Raw genomic sequence first — 2,988 nt, 5'->3', positions numbered from 1 at the left:
TGTGCATCGCGAAGCGTGTTACTGGTCACGGAGTGAACAGTAACCCCTTCTGCTGTAAGATCAAAATAGTTCCTGTCATCCTTGATTGATTTTACCAGCTTCTGAAACTGGGCTGCCCTCGTCTCATAGGATTTCTTCTGTTCTTCAAGCTGGGTGACCTGAAGGTTCAAATCCGTACTCTGCACCTGAAAGAGCACATCCCCTTTTTCCACCACTGTCCCCTCACTGGCTTTCATCTCTGAAATTTTTCCAGAATAAGGTGACATGACGTAATTCTTGGTGTCACTCTGAATGACCCCGGTAGATTTGATCACATAGGTCTTCGGTGTATGAATCCCCCATACTGTTACTGCAACCAAAAGAAGTGCCACCGTAAGGGATATGATATATCCAAACCGTGGCAGCTTTTTCTCATATAAAAGGCGGCTGTCTTTTAGCTGTTCAAGTGTCTTTATCTGTTTCCCCATTAGCTATACTGCTCCCCATTCCTCTAACTATCAGCACGTGGCATAAAGACATCGGCAATAATCGTATTTTCTTCCTCATTTTGGTCTACAAATATGGTATAATTCTCGCCTTTCAGCTGGATGTCATTTTCGAAAGCCTCCAGATTGAGTTTGTCATAGGCGAATTTCAATTTGTCTTCCGGGCCAATGTAACGGCAGTACATGCAGTCCGCCACACGGAGAACCGACTCCATGGAATATGGGGCTTCTACCGAGTGGATATAATTGCTGCACTGCAGCATCATAATTATTTCCATATCCATCTCGCTGTTTTCATTTATGCAGGCTCTTGTATATTGGATCAATGGACCGCTTTGGGCAGCCGCTTTGACTTTAATATATGACTGCATCTTTTCAATTGCTATGTTGAGATCAAAATCTTCTTCATTTAATAAGCATTTGTATTTCAATGTATTTGTCAGTTTTATTGTCTTTGACTGGTTTGTTGTGATTTTATTCATTATTAATCTCCATCTAATTTATTTTCATTTGCCAAGATTTCTTTGCTAAATTTGGCGTATTAAGTATATACGCCAAATTTATCATTATTCAAATAATGGATGCTGCTAGATATATTCCGTGTTTTTTTTCACACTCTTCAATGACTAAATAGTGTCTGCTGATTAAATCGCTTCCGATTGAAAATCAGCAGGTCTTTTCCATAAATTTTGTACCAGCAAAAAAAGTGCAAAAAGCATTTCAATAAATCAAAAACCCTTGCATTTGTTTTATCATAAAATGCCGAGTAAATCAGTGAAAACAATGATTTTAAGGCTGCTCAGAAGACACTAAATATTTGATACAATACATTTATTATAATCATCTAAATTCCAGAAAGTAAAATTCGTATCTATTTTCCCCTTATTATTACCATTCATACTAATAATATTATATGGAACCCTAGATTTTTCATCAGCAGGGACTTTTTCATCCGGCTATATGATATCTAAAACATACTGTGAAGTTTATTTCATGCCAATTGATATAATTCATGAGTTACCGAAACGCTCTCTAATTGTGTAAATATTTTCTTATCAAATATTTTTAATCCTCACTACTATAGCTGCATTATGTTTTTAAGATTATTATTTAATTGTTCCTTTAACAGATAACTCTCATTTATATATGGACTCCAAAAAATTATTCCTAACATCCAAATCGAAATATTAATATAATTATTAGAGTTGTGCTGTATAACTGTACCCATATAGATAATTGCACAACCAAGAATTGCGCTTGCACATGCAAAAAACACATTGTTTTTGCTTAAATATTCAGAATATATAGCGTGTAACTGCAATTTGACAAATATATAAAATATAATCAATTCTATAATGATTAATATTATTTCTACCATCTGATTCTTTGATGCCAAAATAAAGTTAATGTAAAAACTTGCCCAAATCGTAATTACTATACCTTTCCTTTTTTCTATATACTGCATCATGCTTTGCATTTCTTCTATTTCTTTTCTATGTTCATTACTGGTACTACATACTTCTTTAAATTGAGTAACAATTTGACTGTATGACAAAATAAACCTGGTCGGAATCGATTTTTTCTTAATAACATTATATATCCTCACCTGCAGATAACTATTAATACAAAAGCATACCACAATGCCACACCAAGAAATATACCTTATCATGTCACTGTACACCCCTGTCAAATAAAGTAGCATTGCTCCTACTCTTACTATAACATCTGCAAATGATAATTTTTTCAATAAAATAATATTATCTCTTAAAGCCCTCTCTAATAGAAAAGTCGAGCTTGCTAAGAAAATATAAATTCCAACTAAAACAATATAGTCTTCTCCCCATTTATATGTTACTATTGCATCCAACAGCAACAACAAATAGAAGATGATATTTATTACAATCAAACTCCATTTTTTCACTTTGCTTTCTCCCGTATTTTTCTTTTGGAGGTTACACACTATGTAACCCCCAATCATCACTAATTTTACAATAAGCAATTTAAATTAAATCTCAAATTATTTTACATCTAGTGTAGGTCTCCAAGTAAATCCTAATTCAATCCCTTTTCCACACCATAGCGCATCAATCAATGTAGTCGCAATAGCCGCTGCCGTAAATGCCCCCAAGAGAAATCCTATCACACATCCAATAGCCCCACCCAATTTTCCAAGGTTAGCACAAACAGCTGTCCATGCTCGTTTAACCATGCTCACAGCTTTGTAAATTCCAAGAGAAATCAATGTTGTCGCAATCGGATTTAAAGCACACGCAATCATTACAGCCTTAATTGCTTTGTTCGATAAATATGCCTCTCCTGCCTCCAAATAAGTCATTTCCTCTTCACCCATCACAGCATAGCTGCTTGGCATCACTAACGCCCCATCGTAACACATTTCCATTTCTAAATTCCTTCCTATTCTGTCAAGCCTAAATCTATTGATTTTACTGGCTTTGACGTTTTTTATTTACCTCTAAAACAGAGCCGATCGTGATGGATGTCG

At 35.1% G+C, this 2,988-nt stretch carries 4 protein-coding genes; all 4 read right to left on the bottom strand.

Features of this window, described 5'->3' with window-relative positions:
* A partial coding sequence (locus tag BJR36_RS19820) for an HlyD family secretion protein (RefSeq protein ID WP_139133598.1) occupies window positions 1-467 on the bottom strand: 467 nt, incomplete at its 3' end.
* Window positions 468-490: 23 nt separating this feature from the next.
* Entirely contained in the window at window positions 491-967 is a 477-nt protein-coding gene (locus tag BJR36_RS19815) for a hypothetical protein (protein WP_091237156.1), read from the bottom strand.
* Between the two features lie 596 nt (window positions 968-1,563).
* The gene (locus BJR36_RS19810) at window positions 1,564-2,406 is read right to left on the bottom strand and encodes a hypothetical protein (RefSeq protein WP_139133597.1); all 843 of its coding nucleotides are present in this window, start codon (window positions 2,404-2,406) and stop codon (window positions 1,564-1,566) included.
* A gap of 96 nt (window positions 2,407-2,502) precedes the next feature.
* Window positions 2,503-2,886 (bottom strand): hypothetical protein, encoded by a 384-nt coding sequence (locus tag BJR36_RS19805; RefSeq protein WP_091237154.1) that lies wholly within the window; start codon window positions 2,884-2,886, stop codon window positions 2,503-2,505.
* Window positions 2,887-2,988 lie beyond the last annotated feature (102 nt).

The sequence above is a fragment of the Anaerobium acetethylicum genome, assembly GCF_900096945.1.
GTDB lineage: Bacteria > Bacillota > Clostridia > Lachnospirales > Lachnospiraceae > Anaerobium > Anaerobium acetethylicum.
This window is presented reverse-complemented; position numbering and strand designations above follow the sequence as displayed.